The sequence below is a fragment of the Dokdonella sp. genome (assembly GCF_019634775.1).
Taxonomy (GTDB): Bacteria; Pseudomonadota; Gammaproteobacteria; order Xanthomonadales; family Rhodanobacteraceae; genus Dokdonella.
Genome location: NZ_JAHCAS010000001.1, coordinates 717856 through 737953 on the forward strand (window position 1 = coordinate 717856; position 20098 = coordinate 737953).

Consider the following 20098-nt stretch of genomic DNA (forward strand, 5'->3'; position numbering starts at 1 on the left):
GTGTAGCGGCCCGTGTCCGGATTGTAATGCGCGGCGTTCGTTTCAGGCGACGTGACGTGGCCGCTTCAGGTGCACGAGCAACAGCGAAATCGCCGCCGGAGTGACGCCACTGATGCGACGGGCCTGGCCGATCGTGGTCGGCCGGTGACGCTCTAGCTTGGCCAGCACTTCGGCCGAGAGTCCGCGCACCATCGCGTAGTCGAAACCGTCGGGGATCGCGGTTGCCTCGTGGCGTTCGGCGCGCGCGACCTCGTCGCGCTGGCGTTCGATGTAGCCGGCGTACTTGACGCCGACCTCGACCTGTTCGGCAACGCGTGGGTCGGCAACCCCGGGGCCAAACCCCTCGATGCCGACCAGGCCGGCATAGTCGATCTCGGGCCGGCGCAGCAGGTCGAGTGCGCTGCCCTCGCGCGTCACCACGATGCCGGTCGCCTCCTCGACGCGCCGCGCCGCGGCCAGACCAGGGGCAATCGCCAGGGCGGCCAGGCGCGCGCGCTCGCCTTCGATCGCGTCGTGCTTGCGGCGCAGGGCATCGAAGCGCGTGTCATCGACGAGTCCGAGCGCATGGCCCTGCGCGGTCAGGCGCAGGTCGGCGTTGTCCTCGCGCAGATGCAGGCGATGTTCGGCGCGCGAGGTGAACATGCGGTACGGCTCGAGCGTGCCGTTCGTGGTCAGGTCATCAATCAGCACGCCGATGTAGGCCTCGTCACGACGCGGCGTCCACGGTGCCTCGCCGCGCGTCGCCCGCGCGGCGTTGAGACCGGCAACGAGGCCCTGTGCGGCGGCCTCCTCGTATCCGGTCGTGCCGTTGATCTGGCCGGCGAAGTACAGGCCGGTGATCGCCTTGGTTTCCAGCGATGGGCGCAGACCGCGTGGATCGAAGTAGTCGTACTCGATCGCATAGCCGGGCCGCGTGATGTGCGCACGCTCGAAACCGCGGATGGATCGCACCAGATCGAGCTGCACGTCGAACGGCAGCGAGGTCGAGATGCCGTTCGGATAGATCTCATGGGTGTCGAGGCCTTCCGGTTCGATGAAGATCTGGTGCGAAGCCTTGTCGGCGAAGCGCACCACCTTGTCTTCGATCGACGGGCAATAGCGCGGACCGACGCCTTCGATTACGCCCGTATACAGCGGCGAGCGATCGAGGCCGGCGCGGATGATCGCGTGGGTGCGCTCACTGGTGTGGGTGATCCAGCAACTGACCTGGCGCGGGTGCTCGGCGCGCGAGCCGAGGAACGAAAACACCGGCGCCGGGTCATCGCCGGGCTGCTCTTCGAGGCCCGTGTAGTCGATCGTGCGCCCATCGATGCGCGGCGGCGTCCCCGTCTTCAGGCGATCGACGCCGAGCGGCAATTCGCGCAGGCGTTCGGCGAGGCGTTGTGCCGGCGCGTCGCCAGCGCGTCCGCCGGCATAGTTCGCCGTGCCGACATGGATGCGCCCGGCGAGGAAGGTACCGGCGGTCAGCACGATCGCGCGCGCCGAAAAACGCAGGCCTCCCTGGGTCAGCACGCCGACCGCGCGCGTGCCCTCGACGAGGATGTCGTCGACGGCCTGCTGGAACAGACTGAGGTTCGGCTGCGCCTCGACCAGTGCGCGGATCGCCGCCTTGTACAGCGTGCGGTCGGCCTGGCAGCGCGTTGCACGCACGGCCGGACCCTTGGAAGCATTGAGCATGCGCCACTGGATGCCGGCACGGTCGGCCGCGTGTGCCATCGCCCCACCGAGCGCGTCGACCTCGCGCACCAGATGCCCCTTGCCGATGCCGCCGATGGCCGGATTGCAGCTCATCTGACCGATCGTCTCGATCGCGTGAGTCAGCAGCAGGGTGCGCGCGCCGGTACGCGCCGCGGCCAGCGCGGCTTCGGTGCCAGCATGACCGCCACCGACGACGATGACGTCGTACACACAAGCGGAATCCATAGGCGGGGACCAGCAGGGACAGGCGCGGGGGACGCGATTCTAGGGATGTTCTGCTCAATCCCACAACGGCGTCACCGTCCTGTGCGGGTGTAACCTTTTGATTCCCAATGACGGGGCGGGATCCGCAAGGCCCGGATCGCGACGGACGTCGCGCCGACGATCACGGCAGCGCCCGAGCGGCGCGGGGATCGTTGGCACGAAAGCTGCTACGGCATTCGGTGCACTCCCACCGGCGCAGGCGTATGCGAGCACGCCGAGGACGGAATTCAGGGGCCGGCCGCGCGCCGGTGGGAGGACGCACAAATCACGCTGCACACGGGCCGCGGTGACGGGACTGGATCGAGGCTGGCGCCCGGCGGTCTTAGGAACAGGGGGAATCCAAGAGGACCGTAGTGCCGGGCGCCAGGTTGATCGAATCCGTACTGTCGTCACGCTGGAAAGGCCGCTTCCTTGGAAGCGGCCTTTTCATTTTGCGACGAGGCGACGGTAACGGCAACTGCTTTTGGCAGACTGTGACCATGATCGCGGAAAAGCGGCACTTGCCGGGCGAGCTGCGCGATCCCGGTCAGAAAGCGACACGTCACGTCAGCGCTGCACGCCGCAGCTGCGCAGGAACGGCGGTTTCCACCGCGAAGGGGACTTGGCACGGCCTTTGCTGCATCTCCTGCAACCAGACTTCCACCAGGGGACACCGCCATGATCGCCACCGCCTCCAGCATGAGCTTCAACCCGCTCTTCCTCCGCCACGACCTGATGATCGAGCTCGGTCGCCTGGAGATGGCCATGGAGGACATGCGCCAGCATGGCGTGCAGGACCAGGCGCAGCAGCAGGTTGCGCAACTCGAGACGCGCCGCGCGCGCATCAACGAGGCGCTGAGCCGCCTGCCAGCCTGAAAACCCGCATCATCGCTCGCGCACGCGCACCCCTGGTGCGTGCCCGGGTCGAATCGCAACACCGAAAAGCCGCGCATTGCGCGGCTTTTCTGTTTGCGGCCGCCACGGCGCAACAAGGCAGGTGCAGGCCACGTCAACTTCGGCGCAGATTGTCAGGGAGCGACAAGACCTGCCCCGTCACACCGCGCTTCAGGACATCCACGGCACCCGAACCGGCGCCGCGATGACCTTTCTTCACAATGCCTGCAGTGGCCCGGCGAGGCTGCGCGCGACGATGTCGGCAACATCGCGCGAGCGCACGCGGGCGGCCAGGCGTTCGAGTTCGGCACACATCAGGCTGCGCCGCCCGGCCTCGAAGCGCCGCCACGGTCCGAACGCGGCGGCGAGACGTGCGGCGACCTGCGGCGTGGTCGCGTCAAGGCGCTCGACGGCGGCGCCGACGAGGCGGTAGCCGGCACCGTCGTACCGGTGGAAAGCCAGCGGATTGCGCAACGCAAACGAGGCAAACAAGGCATAGACCTTGTTCGGGTTGTCCCAGCGGAACAGGGCATCGCTGGCCAGCACCTCGACGCGCTCGACGGTATCGGCGTGCGGCGCCGTGGCCTGCACGGCAAACCACTTGTCCAGAACCAGCGCATCGTCGACATGGCGCGCACGAAAATCCGCCAGCACGTCAGCGGCATCTTCAGCGGCACCGTGCACGAGGCAGGTCAGTGCGGCGAGACGGTCGGTCAACGTAACCGCATGATCATGATGCGCACGGGCCAGTGCGTACTGGCGGGCATCGGCGCGACACAACAGACCGAGGCAACGGTTGCGCAGCCGCCGACGCCCCTGGGCCGCCGCGCCCATGCCTTCAGTGGCGGCCGGCGCAAGCAGTGAATAGCGCAGCGCGAGCGGTGCCTGCAGTGCGGTGGATAGCATGACTTCGACCGCATCGCGTGCGGCATGCACGCGTTGCGGATCGACTTCGATCAGGGCTTCGGCCAGAGTGACCTCATCGGCAAGGGTCAACATCTCGGCCAGCGTAGCCGGATCGAGCAGGTCATCGGCGAGTGCCTGGCGCAGAGCGTCGATCCATGCCGCATCCATCGCCGCATCGACCACCGTGCCGGCGATGCGCACATCGATGATGCGCCGTGCCAGCGCGTCGGCGCTGAACCAGCGGTTGAAACCATCGTCCTCGTGCGCGGCGAGCACAGCGAGGTCACGCCAGTGTGCAGGGGCGAGACGCACCGGTGCGGAGAAGCCGCGCAGCAGCGAGGGCACCGGTTCGGTCTCGACGTCTTCGAGGGTCACGCACGCCTCGGCCGCATCGACGACCACCACGTGTGCATGTGCGGACCCATCGCAGCCGTGAATGCGCGAGGACAAGACACGTCCGTCGCGGCCGAACAGCGCCAGGGCGAGCGGGATCGGCAACGCCTGCTTGGCAGCCTGGCCGGGTGTCGGCGGCGTGTGCTGGCGCAGCGCAAGCGTGTAGCGGCGCGCCACCGCATCGTAGTGGCCGCTCCAGTCCAGTACCGGCGTGCCCGCCTGGCGATACCAGGCCAGCCAGGCCGACAAGTCGCGCCCATTGGCATCGCCGAGTGCGGCCACGAAGTCCTCGACCGTCACGGCGGCACCGTCATGACGATCGAAATAGAGATCCATGCCGCGACGAAATCCGGCCTCGCCGAGCACGCGCTCGAGCATGCGCACGATTTCGGCGCCCTTTTCGTAGACGGTCGCGGTGTAGAAGTTGTTGATCTCGCGGTAACGCGAGGGCCGCACCGGGTGCGCGAGCGGCCCGGCATCCTCGGCGAACTGCACACGCCAAAGCATGCGCACATCCTCGATGCGGCGCAGCGTGCGCGAGGCGACGTCCGATTCGAACTCCTGCTCGCGATAGACGGTCAACCCTTCCTTGAGGCTCAACTGGAACCAGTCGCGACAGGTCACGCGGTTGCCGCTCCAGTTGTGGAAGTACTCATGACCGACCACGGCGAGGACATGGCGCAAATCGTCGTCGGTGGCAGTTTCGGTGTCGGCGACCAGGTACTTCGCGTTGAAGATGTTGAGGCCCGTATTCTCCATCGCGCCCATGGTGAAATCGTGCGTGGCGACGACATGGAAGACGCCGAGCCGGTAGCAGCGCCCGAAGCGACGCTCGTCCCAGGCGAACGCGGCCTTGAGTGCAGCCATGGCATGTGCACAGCGCGCGATGACGTCAGCTTCGGCCCAGATGACCAGGCGCACCGCGCGCCCCTCGCTGGTGAGGTAGCGGTCCTCGATCGATTCGAGATGGCCGGCGACCAAGGCGAACAGGTACGAAGGCCGTGGCTGTGGATCGAAGAATCGCGCCCAGTGGCGGCCGCCGGGAAGTGCGCCGGCACCCTCGGCATCGCCACCAGCGAGCAGGACCGGGAAACGGTCACGCTCGGCACGCAGTTCGACACGGTAGCGCGACAGCACGTCGGGACGGTCCAGGCTCCAGGTGATGCGACGGAAACCCTCCGCCTCGCATTGCGTCAGCAGGAATCCCCGCTCCACGCTGCCGCTGAGATAGAGGCCCTGCAAGGCGGTATTGGCCGACGGGTCGATGCGCGAACGCGTTTCGACCACGGCCGTGTCGCGATCGAGCTCGATGACGAGGGCGCCCGCCTCGAGGTGCCACGACGTTGCGGCCGGCTCGTCGCCGTCGATGCGCAACCCGAGGAGTTCAAGTTCCTCGCCGTCGAGACGCAAGGGTTTGCGCGGTCCCTGTGCCGCACGATGCACATGCAGACGCGCATGCACGAAGGTCTCACGCACATCGAGATCGAACACCAGCTCGATGTCGTCGATGCGCCAGGCCGGCGGACGGTAGTCCTCGAGGCGGACTTCGGTACTGGCGGGAGATTCGCGGTTGCTCATGGTGGATGCTGGCCAGAATGTGGCGATTGAACCACGAAGCGTACCGGGGAGCGCCCATCTGACCCTGCTGCCCCTGCGCATGCGTTCGCCGGCATCGTGTTTCAGGCGACCGCATCGGCTATCGTCGCGTTCGATCCGACAGGTTGCGATATGTCCGCCATCGACTTGCCCGGTTTTGCCGATCTCGAGCGGGCGCGCCTGCGCATCGCTGCGCATGCGCGGGTCACGCCGGTGCTGCGTTCGCGCTCGCTCGACGCGCTGGCCGGCGCCGAACTGCATTTCAAGTGCGAGAACTTCCAGCGTGCCGGCGCCTTCAAATTCCGCGGCGCCTGCAATGCCGTCTGGGCACTCGACGAGGCCACCGCACGGCGTGGCGTGGTTACGCATTCGTCCGGCAACCACGGCGCCGCGCTTGCCCTCGCCGGACACACGCGCGGCATTCCGGTGCACGTCGTCGTACCGGACGGCGCGGTGCGTTCGAAGCTCGCCGCGATCGAGGCCTTCGGCGCCAGCGTGCACCGTTGCGCGGCCACGCTGGCCGCGCGCGAGGACGCCGCCGCGCGTGTCTGCGCACAGACCGGCGCCAGCCTTGTGCATCCGTATGCCGATGCGCGCGTCATCGCCGGCCAAGGCACGGCGGCGATCGAACTCCTTGAAGCCATCGCCGACCTCGATGCCCTGGTCGCACCGATCGGCGGCGGCGGCCTCATCGGCGGCACCGCGATCGCCGCCGCGCAGCTCTCGCCCGGCACGCAGGTGTTTGCCGCCGAACCTGCCGGCGCGGCCGATGCCGCCGAATCACTACGGCTTGGTGCACGCGTCGCGGATTTCGAACCACACACGATCTGCGATGGCCTGCGTGCGCTGATTGGTGCGCCGAACTTCGAACTGCTGCGCCGGCATGGCGTGGAAGTGCTGACCGTCGACGACGACGCGACGGTCGCCGCGATGCGCCTGGTTTGGGAGCGCCTGAAGATCGTCATCGAACCGTCCAGCGCGACCGTGTTCGCCGCCGTGCTGCGTCATCGCGAGCGTTTCGCCGGCCAACGCGTCGGCCTGATCGTTTCCGGCGGCAACGTCGATCTCGACGCCCTGCCGTGGACGCCGCCGCCCAGCGCGCCGGGACGCGGGTAATGCCGAACAGCGCGACGGCAAGCAGGACGATTGCCGAGACCTTCGGCCGGACCGGGCCCCTCGCCGAGCACGGCCCATGCGAACAGCCCGCCGCACAACGGTACGGCCAGGCTGCTCAGGCCGGCGATGCTCGCCGGCAGCCGCTGCACGATGTTGACCCGCATCAGCCAGGCGCGCGCCAGGCCACGAAGCCGATCGGTGCCGCATGCTGCAGGGCCTGCTTCACGACGATCCAGTTGTAGCTCCAGATCAACGTCAACATCGCCAGCGCGAGCAGCGCGGTGGCGCGGGAATGGGGGCGATTGGGGGTTGCGGCGGCACGGCGGTACGGATGATCGCGCCCGGATGCACACGACGGCTTGGCGCGCGTATCCTCCACGCGCCGCAAAGCCGACCGGAACCCGTCGATGTCCTTCCCTGCAGACACGCCCGCCGCACGCGCGATCGCGCTGGTGGCCGACTACTACGCCGCCTTCAACCGCGGTGACCGCGAAACCATGCTCGCCTGCCTCGGCGACGATGTCGCCCACGACATCAACCAGGGCGCACGCGAGACCGGCCGCGAGACCTTCCGTGCCTTCCTCGTACGCATGGATCGCTGTTACCGCGAGCGCCTCGAGAACATCGTCCTGATGAGCAATGCCGAGGGCACCCGCGTCGGCGCCGAATACGTCGTGCACGGCCAGTACCTTGCCGATGACGAGGGTCTGCCGCCGGCGAACGGCCAGCACTACGTGCTGCCGGGCGGCGCGTTCTTCGACGTGCGCGACGGGCGCATCGCGCGCGTGACCAATCACTACAACCTCACCGACTGGATCCGCCAGGTCGGCGGCTGAAGCATGGCGAGGAACGCCCACGCACTGGCCGACGACGGCCGCATCCGTTGTTCCTGGGCCGGCGGCAGCGCCGCCGAGCGTGTCTATCACGACACCGAATGGGGTCTGCCGCAGCATGACGACCGCACCCTGTTCGAGTTCCTCGTGCTGGAAGGGGCGCAGGCGGGCCTGAGCTGGCGCACCGTGCTCGAGAAGCGCGACAACTACCGGCGCTGCTTGCACCGTTTCGACATCGCGCGCGTGGCACGCATGAGCGACGCGGAGCTCGAGCAATGCCTGCTCGACCCGGGCATCGTGCGCAACCGACTCAAGGTGTACGCGGCGCGCGACAACGCGCGCGTGGCGCTCGAGGTCATCGCCGCCGAGGGCAGCCTGGCGAAGTACCTGTGGTCGTTCGTCGACGGCGTGCCGATCGTCAACCGCCCGCGCCGTGGCGCCGACGTGCCGGCCAGCACCGTGCGATCGGATGCGATGAGCAAGGCCATGCACAAGCGCGGCTTCCGTTTCGTCGGCTCGACGATCTGCTATGCCTTCATGCAGGCCACCGGCATGGTCAACGACCATCTCGTCACCTGCTTCCGCCACGCCGAATGCACCCGGCCACCGCCTGCGAAACGCCAATGATCGTCGACAATGCCGATGCCTTCCTCAGCGCCTTCGCCGCGCTGCCGGTGCGTGCCGAAGGGGCGACCGCGCGCGCGGCCTTCCTGATCACGCCGGCCGCGTTTTCGCTGGCCGTCGAGTCGGCCGGCGACAACCGTTACATGGACCTCGGCCTCCCGGTCGATCCGCTGCGTGCGCTCACCGAGCACGCCGAACTCGCGCGCCGGCTCGGCGAGGACCTGCCGGTGGCGAGCTTCCCCGGCGATCCGGCCGCGCCGGACGGCATTTTCCCGAACAACGTCTTCGCCACCGTACCGGGCAGGCTGATCATCGGCCGCATGCGTCACGCGGTGCGCCGGCGCGAAGCGGAACGCCACGACATCCGCGCCTGGTTCGACCTGCTCGGCTACGCGGCGTCACCGCTGCCGTCCGGCGGCTACGTTGCCGAGCTGACCGGCTCGCTGGTCATCGACCGCGCGCGCAACATCGGCTACTGCGGCCTTTCCGAGCGCTGCGACCGCACCGGCGCGCGCGCGATGCACGAAGCCTTCGGTCTCGACCTGACCTGGTGCTTCGACCTCGCCGCCGGCGAGTACCACACCAATGTCGTGCTCGCGATCCTCGCCGGGCGTGCGGCGATCGTCGCCCCGGACGGGTTCGCCGATGCACGCGTGCCGATGGCGATCGCCAAGGCCTACGCGGGCGCCACGGTCGTCCTCGACGCCGCGCAGAAGAACGCCTTCGCCGCAAACTCGATCGCCCTGTCGCCGTCACGAGCGTGGATGAGTGCGCGCGCGGCAGCCGCGCTGCGCGACGACCAGGTCGCCACGCTCGCCTCCGCCGGCTTCTCCATCGGTGCGGTCGAGCTCGGCGAGATCGAGAAGGCCGGCGGCAGCCTGCGCTGCTGCGTGGCGGAGATCTACTGATGCCACGCGCCACGGAACCGGCGAGTTCAGCGGCAATTCAAGCCGCCACGCCAAGACTGCGGCCGCGTTCCACACGTGTTTTCCGCTTCCTGCTACCTTTTCGCCGATGAAGCTCCTGGGTCGAGGTCGAGTGCTCGCCGCCGTCGTGGCCATCCTGGTCGCGCCGGTGTCGTTGGCTGCCGACGAGATCACGGTCCAGCAGGCTGTCGACAAGGTGCAGCGGGAGATGAATGCGAAGGTGCTGAGCGTGCAGACCTTGCAGGTCGGCAAGCGCAAGCTCTATCGCATCAAGCTCCTCACTCCCGGCGGCCAGGTGCGGGTCGTCGACGTGAAGGCCAACCCCTAGTCCCGGAGAAAACCATGCGTGTACTGCTCGTTGAAGACGAAGCGCCTCTGCGCGAGACGCTCGCCGCCCGGTTGAAGCGCGACGGCTTCGCGGTGGATACCGCAGGTGATGGCGAGGAAGGCCTCTATCTCGGCCGCGAGGTTCCATTCGATGTCGCCATCATCGATCTCGGCCTGCCCAAGCTGTCGGGCATGGACCTGGTCAAGCAACTGCGCGAGGCCGGCCAGCGCTACCCGATCCTCATCCTCACCGCGCGTTCGTCATGGCAGGACAAGGTGCAGGGCCTCAAATTCGGGGCCGACGACTACCTGGTCAAGCCTTTCCATGTCGAGGAATTGCTGGCCCGTCTCAACGCCCTCGTGCGTCGCGCCAGCGGCTGGTCGCGCCCGCAGCTCGAGTGTGGCCCGATCGTGCTCGACACGACCGCGCAGACGGTCACCTCGAATGGCAGCACGGTCGATCTCACCAGCTACGAGTACAAGGTGCTCGAATATCTGATGATGCATGCCGGTGAACTGGTCTCGAAGGCCGATCTCACCGAGCACATCTACCAGCAGGATTTCGACCGTGACTCGAACGTGCTCGAAGTCTTCATCGGCCGCCTGCGTCGCAAGCTCGATCCGGATGGCGCGATCAAGCCGATCGAGACCGTGCGCGGCCGTGGCTACCGCTTCGCCCTGGAACGCACCGACTCGTTGGCCGGCGAGGATGACGCGCCCAAAGGGGAAACTGCCGCGAACTGACGAACGTCGTCGCGATGGCGCGTCCGCTGTCCCTGAAGGCCCGTTCGCTGACCGCGGCAGGCTTCGTGCTTGCCGGTTTCCTCGGCCTCGCCTTCTTCGCCCTCGACAAGGCCTTCCATGAGGCTTCGCTGGCTTCGCAGCGCGAGCGGCTGCAAGGCTATGTCTACGCCTATCTCGCCGGTGCCGATACGGTGCGCACCGGCACCCTGATCCCGCCCGAGGTCGGCCCCGATCCGCGTTTCGATCGTCCATCGTCAGGACTGTATGCGGCGATCGTCGGCGACAACGTGCGCAATGCGCACGCACGCCAGTGGCGCTCACCGTCGGCGCTCGGCGTCGAGCTCCCCTTCGATACCGAGCTTGCCGCCGGCGAGCAGCGATTCGACGGTCCACTGGCAACACCGGAAGGTGAGCTCTACGTGCTTTCGCAGGGCATCGAGTGGAGCCTGCCGAACAGCGACCCGCTGAAGCTGACTGTGCACGTCGCCGAGGACGGCGCCGAGATGGCGCGCCAGGCAACCCAGTTCAGGCGCACCCTGTTCGCCTGGCTCGGCGGCCTCGGCGTGCTGCTGCTATTGCTCCTGCTCGCCGTGCAGCGCTGGAGCCTTGCCCCGCTGCGCAAGATTGCCGCCGACCTCGAGCACGTCGAACGCGGCAACCAGGAACGCCTCGGCGACGACTATCCCGTCGAACTGTCAGGCCTTTCGACCAATCTCAATGCCTTCATCGATTCCGAACGCGAACGCCTCAAGCGCTACCGCAACACGCTCTCCGACCTTGCCCACAGTCTGAAGACGCCGCTCGCGGTCATGCGCACCCAGCTCGAGACGCAAAGCGACGACAGGCAATTGCGCTGGACCGTGCTCGAGCAGGTCGGACGCATGGACGAGATCGTCGCCTACCAGCTGTCGCGTGCGGCGACCTCCGGCCGGCAGACTTTCGCCACGCCGCTCGCGCTGGAGCCGTACGCCGAGGAAATCGTGCAGAGCCTGGAGAAGGTCTATGCCGACCGCAACGTGCTGTGCGAGTTCGACATCGATCCGGCCGCGCGTTTCCACGGCGACCAGGGCGACCTGCTCGAACTGCTCGGCAATCTGCTCGAGAACGCCTTCAAGTGGGCACGCCACCGTGTCCTGCTGAGCGCACGCCCGCATCAGGAAGAGGGCAGCCGCTGGCCCAGCCTCGAAATCAGCATCGAGGACGACGGTCCCGGTATCCCCGACGACCGCATCGAACACGTGCTGCAGCGCGGCGTGCGCGGCGACGAGCGTGTGCAGGGCCACGGTATCGGCCTGTCGATCGTGCAGGACATCGTGCGTGCGTACCGCGGCACGCTGCGGGTGACGCGCTCGCCGACCCTTGGCGGCGCCCGCTTCGACATCCGCCTTGAACGCAACTGAGCCGAACGCTTGGGGTGCTCTGATCAATCCCGCAATGGCGTCATGACGTCCGCAAGGTTCGCTGCGGGGTGGGCTTGGCGAAGTGCAGGCTGCTTGCCCGGGCGCGCCGCGCACGCCGCACTGCGGGCCTTGCGGATGTCACCCCGTCATTGGGAATCAGAAGCTTGGGGCCGTCCTGTGCGGGATTGATCAGAGCATCTTCAGTTGCCAGCAAGCGCCTCGACCTCGGCCAGCAGGCGTGCTGTCACCTGCTCGCGACCGTAGCGTTCGACGACGTAGTCGCGTGCACGCGCACCCTCTTCCGCGCGTGCGGTCGCATCGAGCGCGAGCACGCGGTCGATCGCAGCATGCAGTTCGGCTTCGCCGCGGAAGGCCGCGCCGCTGCGACTGGCTTCGACGTGCTCGACGAGTGCCTCGCACTCGCCGTTGACGATGACCGGCACGCGTTGCGCCATCGCCTCGAGCAGGACGATGCTCAGGCTCTCGTACGGCGAAGGCTGCACGAAGGCGAGCGCGCCGGCCATCAGCTCGAACTTGCGCCGTTCGTCGACGAAACCCAGGTAGCGCACGCCGGGCCGCGAACCGACGCCGATCACGTCGTGCCCGGTCAGCACGAGTTCGAGCTTCGACTGCGGATGCGCCTTCTTCCACGAGGCGAAACCGTCGAGCATTTGAGGGCTGCCCTTGTTGACGTCGATGCGTCCGCAGTACAGCAGGTACGGGCTCGCTTCGCGTGCCGGCTCGACCAGCGTGGTCTCCACGCTCATCGAAACGACGCGGCCATGGTCGACGTTCCACAGGCGCGCACCGATTTCCTGTTCTGCCCGCGTATTCCACAGCAGGCTCGGTGCGCGGCGCGCCTGATGTGCCATCGCCTTGAGATAGGCAGCCGGCTCGTCGTGCACGCAAGGCACGATCAGCCAGCGCCGGTGCGGCATGGCGCGGATGCCGTCGAACGTGGTCGGATACAGATAGGTGATGAAGATCACCGCGCGATAGTCGTCGCCATGCCGCGCGAGATGCTCGTGCAGGCTTGGGCAATGCGGTCCCTGTGCGCGGATGAATTCCTCCTCGAGCGACTCTGGCCAGGCGAACCGCGTCGCCGGTGGATGCGCACAGCGCGCGGCATGATGCGCGCGCAAACGATCCCAGAGCACGCCGAAGTAAGGACCACGCTCGTGCACCACCTCGAAGCGCCGCACGCGAATGCCATCACGTAGTTCGGTACCCACCGGGAGATCGTTGCGCCAATGCACGTAGTCGGACGCCGCCGTGGTGAGGATTTCGATGTCGTAGTGCGGGCGCAGCAGCTCGGCATACTGCCACGCCAAGGCTTCCGAGCCACCGACGAGCTTTTCGTGACAGCGTTGTACGACGATCGCGATGCGCGGCTTCACGTCCGCTGCTCCACCAGTTCGAGGAGCCTGGCACCAAGGCGGTCGTTGCGGAACTGCTCGCGATACCTGCGCATCCCTTGCTCGCGCAGGCTGTCCCTGAAGACTGCATCGGAGAACAACCGGGCGGCAGTTGCCGCGTAGACGAACGGATCAGCTGAGTTCCACGCGATGCCGGCGCTGCCCAGCGTCTCAGGGACAGCCGTGGTGGCGCGCGCCACGATCGGCGTGCCCAGCGCCATGGCTTCGACCAGCGGGACACAGAAACCTTCGTGCGCGCTCAACAACATGAAAACATGACTGGCCAGATACGCAGCCTTCAGCTCGGACTCGCTGGCACCATCGACCCAGCGCACGTGCTTCTCGATGCCGTAGGCGGCGACCCGCGCGCGGACCGCGTTCGTGTACGCGGACAGGCGCGGATCGATCTTGCCGACCAGGACCAGTCGCGCCGGCTCGGCATAGGCACGCAGGTAGGCGGCGAACGCGTCGACCAGGTCGACATGCCCCTTGTTCGGCGCGATGCGCCCGACCATGAGGAAGTTGCGCGCGCCGTCGCCGAGCTCGTCGAGCATGGCCGCATCCGCCTCGGCCTCGAGCAGGTCGTCGATGCGGTGGAATGGAGCCAGCACGCTGCCGGACGCGCGCGGCGCACCGGCGGCGAACAGCTCGTCGAGGTTGTATGCCGAATCGCCGATGTAGCGCTCGCAACCGAGCGCGGCCACGGCGGCAATCTCCGCACGCCCGTCCCTGCAGGCCTCCTCATGCTCGTGCGATATCGAGTGGAAGAACTCGGGTGGTGTGATGTTGTGGTACTTGACGAAGAGGCGTGCCGGGCAACGCCGGAGCAGGTCCAGTCCCTTCGCCCAGCCCATCGAGAAATGATAGACAACGATATCGTCGGGGCCGACGAAAGCGTTCAGCTTGTGAGCAGGGTATGTGCGCACCGCGACATCGTGGGCCGAAATGCAGAAGATGCGCGTTTCGAGACCGTTTCGCTCGAAAACGCTCGCCATGGTGAGCGCATCCGCGCCGACGGCATCACGATTGGCCAATACGGGAATGAGGATGGCTGCTTTCATCGTGCCCGGCCGCGATTCAGGCGAACCGCCCGAAGATCCGGATCAACTCGCGCTCCAGCACGGCGGGGGCGAAGCGGGCCGCATAACGCTCACGCCCGCGCTCACGCAGCCTGGCGCGCAACTCCGCATCCGCGTGCAGACGCCCCACCGACGCGGCGATCAGCGCCGGATCACGGCTCTCCCACGACAGTCCGGCGTCACCGAGCGTCTCCGGAATCGCACTCGAGGCATAGGCGATGATCGGCGTCCCCAGTGCCATCGCCTCGATGACCGGCACGCAGAATCCCTCGTGCGCACTCGGCAACACCAATGCCGTGGCCGCGGCAAATCCCGCCCTGAGTTCCTTGTCGCCGGCATCCCCGATGATCGTCACGTTGTGGCGCAGCCCGCGCTCGTCGATGCGCGCGTGCAGGGCACGTCCATAGGCGGCAAGATTCTGGTCAAGCTTGCCGAACACGAGCAGGTGCGATGCCGGATCGATCGCCTGACGGCAAACCGACAACGCATCGACGAGTTCCAGATAGCCCTTGTTGGGCGCGATGCGACCGACCATCAGCAGCAGCGGAGCACCCCCGACGCGTGGAATCCGTCGATCATCGACCGCGCTGGCGAGCAACTCCTCACAGGCATGAAACGGCGGCAACGTCTCACAGCGCCTCGGATCGACGCCTGCGGTGATGAAATCCTCGTTGTTGTAGCTCGAGTCGCCGAGGTATAGATCGCAGTTCATTCGCGCGAACCGCGCGATCTGGGCACGACCCGCCTCGCAGGCGTCGACATAGCCCTTCGACCATCCGCGGAAGAACCCCGGCGGCGTGATGTTGTGGTAACGCACCACGCGGCGCGCCTTGACGCGACGAAACAGGTCGACGATGGCATCGGCGCCCGTACAGTAGTGGTAGACGAGGACGTCATCGGGCGAATGCACCCAGTCGATGACCATGGCCGGATCATGGACGGGCTCGTCCACACCCTCGGCACTCCAGGCGAACGTCGTCACCTCGTACCCCGCGGAGCGCAGACATGCTGTCATGCCGCGGCAGTCATTGCTGACCGCGTCGTGGGGACGAAGTCCAGGGACGATCTGGGCGATGCGCATCGGCTGGCTTCAGTCCGGCCTGCGCGGCGACGTGTCCTGCCCTGACCCTAGTTCGGCCAGGTTCGTCCGCAACGTCGTCAACCAATGGTTCATGCCGAGGACCAGTCGTCGATAATCCTCGTTGCCGTCCACTGCGTGCCGTCCGATCTCGTCGATGCGGGCTGCAAGTTGGGACACCTGCGCATCACGCAGTCGGCTTTCCTCGCGCAGTCCCGACGCCTGCCCGTCCACCAGCTCAACCACTCGACGCGAGAGCTTCTCGAGCTGTTCCGCTTGCTCTTGCTGCGCTTCGCCCAGGCTTTTCAGTCCAGCCTCGTCATCACCGGTCAATGCCGCCAGGCGTGCGGCGATCGCGTCCTGCTCGCGGGCCAGTTCGGCACAGCGGAGCTCGAGCGCTTGCACGGCGTCACGCAGTTCGTGCAGTCGGCCCGCCTGGTAGGTTTCCATGGCCCGCTGCTGGCGCGCCTGGATCGGCAAGCGCGCAATTCGGAAACACCATTCCGCCAGGTAGCCGACGACCGGAACGTTGAAAAGCTTGGCCAGCAGGTAGCTCTTGCGCAGGCCGGCGACGCGCACACCGACCGAACGCCCTTCGGGCGAGTACAACAGGTCGCCGAGGATCTCGACCTTGGTGGTCCCGGAGGCCAGCCGCCGCACCAAGGCGCTGCGTGTATCCGGCTCGATGCTGCGCTTGATGATTGCCTCGAACGCCCGCTCGACGAAGCTTGCATAGTTCTCGAGGCACAGCTCGTCGATCGAGTAGTCGAGCCGCACGCGCGGGCCCTGCGACGGCCCCCGGGCAGCACCAGCCTCCACGGGGACGGCCTCGTACGCCGACGGCTGCACCACTGTCTCGACCGGCAGGCGCCTGCGGATGGCCTCGGCTTCGGCGCGGATCTCGTCCTTGGTGCGCTCGAGCAGGGTTTCGAAGGAAACGGACATCGTGGCGACAGTGCTGGTCAGTCGTGGGCGAAGGGGGGCGCGGCGGGTGCCATGACGGGGCCGGCGGGAGCGCTCCGATCGACGGCGAGCGGCATGATGCCATAGCTGCGTGCGATCGATATGTCGATGACCGCATAGTTGGGTCGGTGACGGCCGTCGAGGCGCGCCTCCGCGCGACGGTAGCGCGTGCGCCCGGCGGCGAGGGCCGCATCGAAACCGGCCGCGGCCACGGCGTCGCGATCGACAGCGTCGCCAGCACGCTCGCGCAGGCGACGGCCAAGCAGGGTGGTTTCGAGGAACTCGGCGTGGCGCGTGCCATCGTCAGTGTAGAAACCGACGAAGGCATGTCCCGGCACGAGCACGAGCATGGTGCGGATGCCGAGCCGCTCGAGCGCCGAGGCGATCAGCACACTGCCGTCGAGGCAGTTGGCCACGCGCTCGTCCCAGGTGTCGGCGAGCAGGCGCACGCGCTGGCTGTAGATCACCGGGCCCTGGCTGATGCCGGCGCCGTCGTCGGCGTAACGCAGGCCTCGGCGTTCGAGCGCCAGCCAGACCGCGCGCGCCTGGCGCCGGCGCGCCGCTGCGTCGCTTGCCTGCGTCGGCAGGCCGGGATCGATGCGGCGCGCGAGCGCAAGCAGGTCATCAACGACTGGCGACTGCGGGTCGACCCAGGCCGCGAACATGAAGCCGAGATCGATGCGCGCGTCGCCGTCGCGGACGAAGTACAACGCCTCGTCGAGCGGATGCACCCGCACCTTGGCGCGACGCACGAGCGGCGGCTGGCCGGGTCGCTCGATGCTCGCTTCGAGCGTTTGCGTGCGCGTGGTGGAGAGCGCACGCAGTGCCGAGATATCCCAGTCCAGGCGTGGGCGCAGCACCTGCGTGCCGTCGACCACGGTCTCGATGACGGTTGGTTCGACCAGGCCCGGCGTGTCGATGCGCACGCGCACGCGCTGCGGTGGCGAGACGCCCGCCAGGCGCACACGCAACAGGCCACTGCCGGTGTCCACGCCTGCCTGCGACAGCTCCAGCGCGGGAAACAGCTCACCAGCCGGCGTGACCTCGAGGGTGGCCTCGAGAGCGCGCGTGGGAACCGCCGTCGACAGCAGGGCGACGGCAAGCAGGACCTGGAGGAGAGAGGGCGCGATCCGCACACGCGTGAGGCATGCGGCGGTTCGGGTTGCCAGCGGCAGCATGCGCGCACTATCGTTGGCGGAGCTTGGTCTTGTCCAGTGCGGCTCCCGTACGCCAGCACCATTCATTCATTCTGGAGTTCCCCATGCGTCCGATTGTCCTTTGCAGCGTCATCGCCCTCGTGCTGGCCGGATGTGACGCGCCGCCACCCGACGAGAAGCCAGTCGCTGCCGTGCCGGCGCCAACCGAAGCCCCTGCGCCGGCCGAAGCCGCGCCGGTCAAGCCGCCGGAAGGCACCTGCGGTGACCAGTCCGCCCTGCCGGCCGAGGAACGCATCGCCAACACGCCGAAATGGACGCTGGCCAGCGAGCAGGACAACTTCGGCTTCGAGGTCTACCGCAGCGAGAGCGAGGACGGCGAGTTCACCAAGCTCAACGCCGATCCGATCCTTGGCGCAGGCACGACCGACGAAACACAGAAGTACCAGTTCCGTGACGACACGATCGATCCATGCAAGGACTACTGGTACTACATCGAGTCGATCAGCACCTCCGGCGTGCGCGAGAAGTTCACGCCGACGTTCAAGGCGCCTGCCAAGCGTTCGCCGAAAGCCGGCTGAGGCCGCCGCGATGGCAGGCGAGCAGCCCGTCGACGCGACCGCCGCGTCGATGCGCGGCGTCAACGGCTACTGGCGCGCACTCGACGCCGAGGACATCCGCCGCGGAGAACACCGCACGATGGTCGGCGCGATGTGGGACGACATCGGCCGGCTGCAGTTCGAGTTCCTGCGTGCACAGGGACTCGAGCCGCAACACCGTCTGCTCGATGTCGGCTGCGGCGCGCTGCGCGGCGGCGTGCATTTCGTGCGATACCTCGAACCGGGCCACTACTGCGGACTCGACGCCAATGCCTCGCTGATCGAGGCCGGCCATCACGAGCTTGCCCTGGCCGGGCTCGCCGACCGCGGTGCAGCCCTGCTCGCCGACGGCAACTTCGACGTCGCCCAATTCGGCCAGCGCTTCGACATGGCGATCGCGGTATCGCTGATAACGCATCTCTACGCCAACCACATCCAGGTTTGTCTGGCGCGCGTTGCCGAGGTACTCGCACCGGGCGGACGCTTCTACGTGACCTTCTTCGAGGCGCCACACAGCGCACACCTGGCATCGCTGGTGCAGCCGCCCGGCGAAATCACCACGCATTACGCGAACGATCCGTTCCATCAGTCGTTCGACGAACTGGCGACCCTGGCCGCACGCGCCGGCCTCGACGCCGAACTGATCGGTGACTTCGGCCATCCGCGCGGCCAGCGCATGATCCTGTTCCGCGCGCGCTGAAGCCGGTGGACGCGGTCGTCGACACCATGGCCCGGCCGCTGCGCAGGCATTGGCTGGTCGTGGCCGCGATCGCCTGGCTCGCAGCCAATGCGATCCTGCTGTGGCTCTACCACGGCGAACCGCCGAAACCGCTGATCGGTGACGAGTTCGACTACAACCGACGTGCGCTGGCCCTGCTCGCCGGCACGCCTGTGCCGGAGACCTTCATCTGGCCGCCGGGCCAGACCTGGTTCCTCGCCGCTGCCTACCGCGTGTTCGGCACACATGTCCTTGCCGTGCAGATCGTGCAGATCGCCCTGCTCCTCGGTTGCGCATGGATGCTCATGCGCCTGTGTCGGCCGCTCGTCGGCGCACGCGCGGCCACCGCCGCGACCCTGCTGTTCCTGCTCAATCCGACGACGATCGCGCAGGCGCATTGGCTGTGGCCGGAAGTCACCCACCTGGCCTGCCTGCTCGGCGCCCTGCTCCTGTTGTTCGGATCATCGTCGCGCCACGCTTGGCATGCAGCGGTCGCCGGCCTGCTGGTCGGCCTGGCCCTGCTGTTCAAGAGCCTGCTCGGCGCCTTCTGGCCGCTGCTGCTGTTCGCCTTCGTCGAGCGCCGCGACGGCCGCCGTGTCGTCCAATGGGGCGGCGCGGCGCTGTTCGTCGCCGGCCTGCTCGCCGCCACGGCGCCGGTGCTGTGGAAGGGCTACGTCGAAACCGGACGCCCGCTGATCGCCGACAGTTCGATCTACAACCTCGATGTCGGCCTCGCCGACCGCAGCCGCAGCGACTACATCGACGAAGCCGGCGCGCCGGCATTGAAGGCCTTCCTCGCCAGCGCGGACACACCACAGGCACGCAATGCGCTCTATCTCGATCGCGTGCGCGAAACGATTGCCGAACGCGGCCTCGGCGACGTGCTCGCCGACCAGCTCGGCACGCAGTATTTCCGCCTGTTCAACGCCAAGACCCTGCTCGTCTCGCAACTGCCGGGCGAGGCCTGTGCCGGACGCCTGGGCGCTTACCGGGCAACATCGCTGACGCCGTGGATCGCCACCGGCGCGATGCTCTGGCACGCGCTGACCCTGGCTGCCTGTGCGTTCGGCATCGCCCTGTGGCGACGCTGGCGAGAGCCGCTCGCTCTGTTCATCGCCGCCTTCCTGCTCTACCAGCTTGCGCTCTACCTCGGCCTGCACGTGATGCAGCGCTATCTGTTCCAGATGCTGCCGTTCCTGTGCGTCTTCGGCGGCGCCGTGCTGGCGATGCGTGACCACGAAGCGAGCCCGGTGCTGGCCACCACCCCGGCCCGCCTCGCGCTTGGCGGCCTGCTTGCAGCCGTCCTCCTTGCCCTGGCTTTCCTCGGCCCCTGGCTCGACGGCAATTGCCGATGAGCGGGTCGGACGGGCATTCCGGTATCCTGCGCGCGCC

Annotated in this window: 18 protein-coding genes; 11 read left to right on the top strand and 7 right to left on the bottom strand. The window is 67.5% G+C overall.

What is annotated here, in order from left to right; translation table 11 throughout:
* Positions 1-42: 42 nt before the first annotated feature.
* On the bottom strand, positions 43-1923 hold the full coding sequence (gene mnmG, locus KF907_RS03070) for a tRNA uridine-5-carboxymethylaminomethyl(34) synthesis enzyme MnmG (protein ID WP_472843822.1): 1881 nt from the start codon (positions 1921-1923) through the stop codon (positions 43-45).
* Between the two features lie 696 nt (positions 1924-2619).
* Between mnmG and KF907_RS03075 the strand changes: the two genes are divergently transcribed.
* Positions 2620-2817 (top strand): hypothetical protein, encoded by a 198-nt coding sequence (locus KF907_RS03075; RefSeq protein ID WP_291218070.1) that lies wholly within the window; start codon positions 2620-2622, stop codon positions 2815-2817.
* Between the two features lie 234 nt (positions 2818-3051).
* On the opposite strand, the gene pepN is transcribed toward KF907_RS03075, so the two are convergent.
* Positions 3052-5712 carry an aminopeptidase N gene (gene pepN / locus KF907_RS03080; RefSeq protein WP_291218072.1) on the bottom strand — a complete coding sequence of 887 codons (2661 nt, stop codon included), beginning with the start codon at positions 5710-5712 and terminating at the stop codon, positions 3052-3054.
* 150 nt (positions 5713-5862) lie between these two features.
* Here pepN and KF907_RS03085 point away from each other — a divergent pair, with 150 nt between their 5' ends.
* From KF907_RS03085 to KF907_RS03115, 7 genes are all read left to right on the top strand, one after another.
* Positions 5863-6846 (top strand): pyridoxal-phosphate dependent enzyme, encoded by a 984-nt coding sequence (locus KF907_RS03085; protein ID WP_291218074.1) that lies wholly within the window; start codon positions 5863-5865, stop codon positions 6844-6846.
* Between the two features lie 407 nt (positions 6847-7253).
* Positions 7254-7682, top strand: a complete 429-nt coding sequence (locus tag KF907_RS03090) for a ketosteroid isomerase-related protein (protein WP_291218076.1) — start codon at positions 7254-7256, stop codon at positions 7680-7682.
* 3 nt (positions 7683-7685) lie between these two features.
* The gene (locus KF907_RS03095) at positions 7686-8306 is read left to right on the top strand and encodes a DNA-3-methyladenine glycosylase I (protein WP_291218078.1); all 621 of its coding nucleotides are present in this window, start codon (positions 7686-7688) and stop codon (positions 8304-8306) included.
* Positions 8303-9211 carry an arginine deiminase-related protein gene (locus KF907_RS03100; RefSeq protein ID WP_291218080.1) on the top strand — a complete coding sequence of 303 codons (909 nt, stop codon included), beginning with the start codon at positions 8303-8305 and terminating at the stop codon, positions 9209-9211. Before KF907_RS03095 ends, KF907_RS03100 begins: the two co-directional genes overlap by 4 nt.
* Before the next feature lie 130 nt (positions 9212-9341).
* Positions 9342-9557, top strand: coding sequence for a PepSY domain-containing protein (locus KF907_RS03105; RefSeq protein WP_291218082.1), 216 nt, complete (start codon positions 9342-9344; stop codon positions 9555-9557).
* A gap of 14 nt (positions 9558-9571) precedes the next feature.
* A complete protein-coding gene (locus KF907_RS03110) occupies positions 9572-10300 on the top strand; it encodes a response regulator transcription factor (protein ID WP_291218085.1) in 729 nt (242 codons plus the stop codon).
* 14 nt (positions 10301-10314) lie between these two features.
* Entirely contained in the window at positions 10315-11700 is a 1386-nt protein-coding gene (locus tag KF907_RS03115; RefSeq protein ID WP_291218087.1) for an ATP-binding protein, read from the top strand.
* A gap of 200 nt (positions 11701-11900) precedes the next feature.
* On the opposite strand, the gene KF907_RS03120 is transcribed toward KF907_RS03115, so the two are convergent.
* The 5 genes from KF907_RS03120 to KF907_RS03140 all read right to left on the bottom strand — a co-directional run bounded on the left by KF907_RS03120 (position 11901) and on the right by KF907_RS03140 (position 17413).
* Positions 11901-13097 carry a glycosyltransferase family 4 protein gene (locus KF907_RS03120; protein WP_291218089.1) on the bottom strand — a complete coding sequence of 399 codons (1197 nt, stop codon included), beginning with the start codon at positions 13095-13097 and terminating at the stop codon, positions 11901-11903.
* On the bottom strand, positions 13094-14176 hold the full coding sequence (locus KF907_RS03125) for a glycosyltransferase (protein WP_291218092.1): 1083 nt from the start codon (positions 14174-14176) through the stop codon (positions 13094-13096). Before KF907_RS03125 ends, KF907_RS03120 begins: the two co-directional genes overlap by 4 nt.
* 16 nt (positions 14177-14192) lie before the next feature.
* A complete protein-coding gene (locus KF907_RS03130; protein WP_291218094.1) occupies positions 14193-15176 on the bottom strand; it encodes a glycosyltransferase family 4 protein in 984 nt (327 codons plus the stop codon).
* 108 nt (positions 15177-15284) lie between these two features.
* Complete coding sequence (locus KF907_RS03135) at positions 15285-16217, bottom strand: hypothetical protein (protein WP_291218097.1); 933 nt, start codon at positions 16215-16217, stop codon at positions 15285-15287.
* Positions 16218-16234: 17 nt separating this feature from the next.
* Entirely contained in the window at positions 16235-17413 is a 1179-nt protein-coding gene (locus KF907_RS03140) for a hypothetical protein (RefSeq protein ID WP_291218100.1), read from the bottom strand.
* An 83-nt stretch (positions 17414-17496) separates the two neighbouring features.
* On the opposite strand from KF907_RS03140, the gene KF907_RS03145 reads away from it, so the two are divergent.
* From KF907_RS03145 to KF907_RS03155, 3 genes are read left to right on the top strand one after another with little or no spacing between them, the layout of a single operon-like run.
* Entirely contained in the window at positions 17497-17970 is a 474-nt protein-coding gene (locus KF907_RS03145; protein WP_291218102.1) for a hypothetical protein, read from the top strand.
* A 10-nt stretch (positions 17971-17980) separates the two neighbouring features.
* Entirely contained in the window at positions 17981-18688 is a 708-nt protein-coding gene (locus KF907_RS03150; RefSeq protein ID WP_291218104.1) for a class I SAM-dependent methyltransferase, read from the top strand.
* A 26-nt stretch (positions 18689-18714) separates the two neighbouring features.
* Positions 18715-20061, top strand: a complete 1347-nt coding sequence (locus tag KF907_RS03155; protein ID WP_291218106.1) for a glycosyltransferase family 39 protein — start codon at positions 18715-18717, stop codon at positions 20059-20061.
* The last annotated feature ends 37 nt before the right edge of the window (positions 20062-20098 follow it).

Excerpts from the sequence above, each read along its gene's own strand:
- mnmG (WP_472843822.1), bottom strand. The coding sequence starts at position 1,923 with ATGGATTCCGCTTGTGTGTACGACGTCATCGTCGTCGGTGGCGGTCAT.
- KF907_RS03075 (WP_291218070.1), top strand. The coding sequence starts at position 2,620 with ATGATCGCCACCGCCTCCAGCATGAGCTTCAACCCGCTCTTCCTCCGC.
- pepN (WP_291218072.1), bottom strand. The coding sequence starts at position 5,712 with ATGAGCAACCGCGAATCTCCCGCCAGTACCGAAGTCCGCCTCGAGGAC.
- KF907_RS03085 (WP_291218074.1), top strand. The coding sequence starts at position 5,863 with ATGTCCGCCATCGACTTGCCCGGTTTTGCCGATCTCGAGCGGGCGCGC.
- KF907_RS03090 (WP_291218076.1), top strand. The coding sequence starts at position 7,254 with ATGTCCTTCCCTGCAGACACGCCCGCCGCACGCGCGATCGCGCTGGTG.
- KF907_RS03095 (WP_291218078.1), top strand. The coding sequence starts at position 7,686 with ATGGCGAGGAACGCCCACGCACTGGCCGACGACGGCCGCATCCGTTGT.
- KF907_RS03100 (WP_291218080.1), top strand. The coding sequence starts at position 8,303 with ATGATCGTCGACAATGCCGATGCCTTCCTCAGCGCCTTCGCCGCGCTG.
- KF907_RS03110 (WP_291218085.1), top strand. The coding sequence starts at position 9,572 with ATGCGTGTACTGCTCGTTGAAGACGAAGCGCCTCTGCGCGAGACGCTC.
- KF907_RS03115 (WP_291218087.1), top strand. The coding sequence starts at position 10,315 with ATGGCGCGTCCGCTGTCCCTGAAGGCCCGTTCGCTGACCGCGGCAGGC.
- KF907_RS03125 (WP_291218092.1), bottom strand. The coding sequence starts at position 14,176 with ATGAAAGCAGCCATCCTCATTCCCGTATTGGCCAATCGTGATGCCGTC.
- KF907_RS03135 (WP_291218097.1), bottom strand. The coding sequence starts at position 16,217 with ATGTCCGTTTCCTTCGAAACCCTGCTCGAGCGCACCAAGGACGAGATC.
- KF907_RS03140 (WP_291218100.1), bottom strand. The coding sequence starts at position 17,413 with ATGCTGCCGCTGGCAACCCGAACCGCCGCATGCCTCACGCGTGTGCGG.
- KF907_RS03145 (WP_291218102.1), top strand. The coding sequence starts at position 17,497 with ATGCGTCCGATTGTCCTTTGCAGCGTCATCGCCCTCGTGCTGGCCGGA.
- KF907_RS03150 (WP_291218104.1), top strand. The coding sequence starts at position 17,981 with ATGGCAGGCGAGCAGCCCGTCGACGCGACCGCCGCGTCGATGCGCGGC.
- KF907_RS03155 (WP_291218106.1), top strand. The coding sequence starts at position 18,715 with ATGGCCCGGCCGCTGCGCAGGCATTGGCTGGTCGTGGCCGCGATCGCC.